This window comes from Tunicatimonas sp. (genome assembly GCF_049647865.1).
In the GTDB taxonomy this organism is placed as follows: Bacteria; Bacteroidota; Bacteroidia; order Cytophagales; family Cyclobacteriaceae; genus Tunicatimonas.
This window is the reverse complement of sequence record NZ_JBARYM010000301.1, coordinates 1-1,525: the sequence shown is the minus strand read 5'-3', so window position 1 is coordinate 1,525 and position 1,525 is coordinate 1. Positions and strand designations below refer to the sequence as shown.

Below are 1,525 nucleotides of genomic sequence, written 5' to 3'. Positions count from 1 at the left end.
TAATAATTCAATTGAAAGAGCTTCTGACCTGTTAAAGGATGGACAACCTCTATCTAATGCATAGGTAGCCATTGAGGTTTTTTTGGAAAATTTCCCAGACCATTCAATTCATAAATCATAGACTCTAACTTTAATGATGCAGGTGGAAAATATAGAGTGGGTACACTAGCAGGGAAAGTTGTACAATTCCTACATGAGTATGAAGAATGAAAAATAAACAACGAAATGCCAACCCCATCTACCTTTGTAATCAATAAAATTGAATTAAAACATCCATGCGCATTCTAGCCGAAGACATACAGAAAGTACTTCACGAACTTTTTGTTAAGTATAATTTTACTCCAGAAAAAGCCCAATTATTAGCTAATGTTTTTACCGAGAGCACTTTAGATGGTGTGAGTTCTCATGGAATTAACCGTGTCCCACTTTTTATTGAGTATATTGAAAACGGAGTGATTAACATTAAAGCGGAGGCAGAAAAAATAGAATCTTTTGGCAGTATAGAACGGTGGGATGGCCATTTTGGTCCTGGCATTATCAATGCAACCAAGTGTACCAACAGGACCATTGAATTGGCTAAACAGCATGGAATGGGAATGGTGGCATTGCGTAACACCAATCACTGGATGAGAGGAGGTACTTATGGTAAACAAGCAGCAGACGCCAACTGCATATCGATTATGTTTACCAATACTAAACCAAACATGCCGCCTTGGGGTGGAAAAGAAAGCCGTATTGGTAATAACCCGTTTGTTATATCAGTACCGAGAAAAAAGGGACATGTTGTTCTAGATATGGCAATTTCCCAATTTGCGTTCGGTAAAATCAACGATTATAAATTGAGAGGTGAAAAGTTACCTTACCCTGGCGGTTGGGATGACAACGATAAACTCTCCAATGACCCTGATAAAATCTTATCAAAAGAGCGGGGATTGCCCATCGGCTATTGGAAAGGTTCCGCTCTTTCAATAGTTCTGGATATGCTGGCCACTGTTATGGCGGCGGGAAATTCTACTTATAGAATAAGCTCAAAAGAAATTGAGACAGCAATTTCTCAAATTTACATTTGTATCTACCCTGGAGTTTTTAACGATGAAGAACTACAGCAAAAGCTCATAGAAGAAATCATTGATTTTACTCATAATGTAGAACCCATAAGCCCAGAAGATAAGATCTACTATCCAGGAGAGCGAAGTTCACTGACCAAATCCAATAATTTGGAAGCGGGAATTGTTGTTGACAAAAGTATTTGGCAAAAGATTATGATACTAGCTGAAAAATAAAATTAACTAATTCCAACGTTTCTTAACCTTTCTCGCGAGGTACGATCGCCTTAACAAACTACAAATTACTGTAGTCAGACCTTAAATAAGAAAAATGGTAGACACCAATCCCCGGTTTTTACTTTACAACAACCTTGTCGCACCACTGTGGGTGCAACTTCAACCTATGCAATCTTAATGAACACTCATTCTATATCAACTTTACATTATAAATATATGAAGTAACGTGAACGGTGCTGACT

General features: G+C 37.8%; 1 protein-coding gene. It reads left to right on the top strand.

Translation table 11 applies throughout. The annotated features are described in order from the left end of the window. The first annotated feature begins 275 nt into the window (after positions 1 to 275). The gene (gene yiaK / locus WBA23_RS09235) at positions 276 to 1,283 is read left to right on the top strand and encodes a 3-dehydro-L-gulonate 2-dehydrogenase (RefSeq protein WP_424581989.1); all 1,008 of its coding nucleotides are present in this window, start codon (positions 276 to 278) and stop codon (positions 1,281 to 1,283) included. Positions 1,284 to 1,525 lie beyond the last annotated feature (242 nt).